2 protein-coding genes and 1 pseudogene are annotated in these 2,652 nt (G+C 69.8%); 2 read left to right on the top strand and 1 reads right to left on the bottom strand.

The genetic code is table 11. From position 1 onward, the window contains the following. A pseudogene (locus FCU40_RS22950) lies at positions 1 to 271 on the top strand (hypothetical protein); the annotation flags it as partial. 57 nt (positions 272 to 328) lie between these two features. Here the strand turns inward: FCU40_RS22950 and FCU40_RS22945 are convergent. Further along, complete coding sequence (locus FCU40_RS22945) at positions 329 to 1,060, bottom strand: TlyA family RNA methyltransferase (RefSeq protein ID WP_168078106.1); 732 nt, start codon at positions 1,058 to 1,060, stop codon at positions 329 to 331. 123 nt (positions 1,061 to 1,183) lie between these two features. On the opposite strand from FCU40_RS22945, the gene FCU40_RS22940 reads away from it, so the two are divergent. Next, a partial coding sequence (locus tag FCU40_RS22940; RefSeq protein WP_168078104.1) for an amidase occupies positions 1,184 to 2,652 on the top strand: 1,469 nt, incomplete at its 3' end.

Here is a 2,652-nt window from a genome sequence, read left to right as displayed (position 1 = left end):
GCCTCCCCCGCCCGCGCCGCCGCCGGCCGCCTACAACGGGTCCTACGACGATCCCTACTATCGCCGGGGCTCCTACGACGACCGGCGTCGCGAAACCTATTACGAGCACAGCTACGAGAGCGGTTATCGCGTCAACGACCGCGCCAACCAGCCGGACATCAACGGCTGCACCCTGGCCGAGAGCCCTATCTACCTGCCGGACGGCCGCGTCCAGAAGCGCTTCGTGCGCGTCTGCCCGGACGCCAGCGGCAAGTATCAGGTCGTCGACTAAGTCGATCACCGCCTCGCGGAAAACCATCGGCCGCCCGAAAGGGCGGCCGATTTCGTTTCAGCCCTTGGTCGCCCAGATCAGGCGCTCGACCTGCCCCTCGCCGCCGGTGATCGGGCTCTCCGCGAGGCCCTTCACCGACCAGCCCGAGGCCTCGACGAACGCAGCGATCTCGGTCTCGACGCGGGCGATGATCTCGGGATCCTTGACCAGGCCGCCCTTGCCGACATGTTCGCGTCCGGCCTCGAACTGGGGCTTGATCAGCGCCACCAGATCCGCGCCCGCCGCCGCGAGCCCCAGCGCCGCCGGCAAGGCCTTGGTCAGGGAGATGAAGCTGACGTCGCTGACCACCAGCGTCGGCGGCTCCGGGATCAGGCCGTCGTCCAGGGCGCGCGCGTCGACGCCCGACAGATCCACGACGCGCGGCTCGGCCTTCAACCGAGCGTGCAGCTGATCGCGACCGACATCGACGGCGAACACCTTGGCCGCGCCGCGCGACAGCAGCACCTCGGTAAAGCCCCCCGTCGAGGCGCCGACATCGATCGCCACGCGCCCCTCCACACGGATGGGCCACAGGTCCAGCGCATGGACCAGCTTGAGCGCCCCTCGCCCGACCCATGGATGCGCGGCCTCGGCCCGGATCTCGGCCTCCTCATCGACCGTCTCGGCGGGCTTGGCGACGGTCCGGCCGTCGACGGCGACCCGGCCGGCCTCCACCGCCGCGCGGGCCTTGGCGCGACTGTCGAAGACGCCGCGCTCGACGAGCAGCTGATCGATGCGCTTCCTGGCCATGGGGTCCTCTCGAAACTTCGCCGAGGCGTTTAGCACGGGCTTGCGGCGGGGGTCTCTTCCAGGTCAACTCGACGCCAAGCACCGGCGCGGCAGACGTCGGACCCATCGGGGGGAGTGAAACCGATGCGCTTCAGTCGTCGCGGCCTACTGGCCGCATCCGCCGCCGTCGCGGCCGCATCTTCAGTGAAGGCAGAGACCAGAACAATGTCCGCAACTACGCCCTGGACCCCAGACGCCACGGAATTGGCGGGTCGCATTCGCCGCAAGGAGATCAGCGCCGTCGAGGCGGTGGAAGACGCCATCCGCAAGGCGGAAGCCCTGGAGCCCCAGATCGGCGCGATCGTCACCTCGGACTTCGACCGCGCCCTGGCCAAGGCCAAGGCCGGCCAGTTGAGCGGTCCGTTCGCGGGCGTGCCTTTCCTGGTCAAGGACCTGGATCCCTATAAGGGCCTACCCACCCGCAATGGTTCGCGCAGCGGCCTGAACGCGCTCCCCGAGACCACCCAGACGCCCTATGTCGACGCCTTCGACGGAGCGGGCTTCGTCGTCATCGGCAAGTCGGCGACGCCGGAATACGGCTTCCTGCCGACCACCGAGCCGATGGGCTTTACGCCCACGCGCAATCCCTGGAACACGGACCGCTCGTCGGGCGGTTCGTCCGGCGGCGCGGCCGCGGCGGTGGCCTCCGGCATGGTCCCGATCGCCCACGCCACCGACGGCGGCGGGTCGATCCGCATCCCGGCGGCCAACTGCGGCCTTTTCGGTCTGAAGCCCTCGCGCGGCCGGATGCTGCCGGGCCGTCCCGTCGCGCGCGGCATCGACATCTCGGTGTCGCACTGCGTCTCGCACAGCGTGCGTGACTCCGCGGCGCTGTTCGCGGCGACCGAACGGACGGGCGCCGACGCGGTGTTCAAGCCGGTCGGCGTCATCAGCGAACCCTTGAAGCGGTCGCTGAAGGTGGGCCTGGTGATGAACACCGGCACGGGGGTGACCCCAGATCCGGAGGTTCAGACCGCCGTCAACAACGCCGCCAAGCTTTTGGAGAACCTGGGCCACAAGGTCGAGCCGACCCACTGGCCGATGAACGGCGGCCAGTTCAGCATGGACTTCACGGTGCTTTGGGCCAGCGGCGCGGCGGACCTCGTCACGGCGATCGGCCAGGCCGTCGGTCGCGAGCCGGACGAGACGCTGCTGGAGCCTTTCAGCCTGGCGATGGCCAAGCTGATCGGTCAGCTTCCCGCCACGGCTCTGCCCGCCGCCATCGAGCGCCTGAACACCGACATGCAGCTCTATGACGCCTGGCTGACCCAGTACGACGTGATCCTGTCGCCGGTCCTGGGCAAACCGCCGGTCGAGCTGGGCTATGTGGCCGGCTGGGTTCCGTTCCAGGAGCTGCAGGCCCGCCTGACGACCTATGTCGGCTACACGCCGGTGCAGAACGTCGCCGGCGCCCCGTCGATGAGCGTGCCGCTGCACTGGACGCCGGACGGCCTGCCGGTGGGCGTCCAGATCGCCGGCCGCGCCGGCGGCGAGGCGCTGCTGTTCCAGCTGGCCTACCAGCTGGAGGAGGCCCAGCCCTGGGCGCACCGCAG

It is taken from the genome of Caulobacter sp. SSI4214, from assembly GCF_012184455.1.
Taxonomy (GTDB): domain Bacteria; phylum Pseudomonadota; class Alphaproteobacteria; order Caulobacterales; family Caulobacteraceae; genus Caulobacter; species Caulobacter vibrioides_E.
The sequence above is the reverse complement of the archived record's forward strand: the minus strand, read 5'-3'. Positions and strand labels throughout refer to the sequence as shown.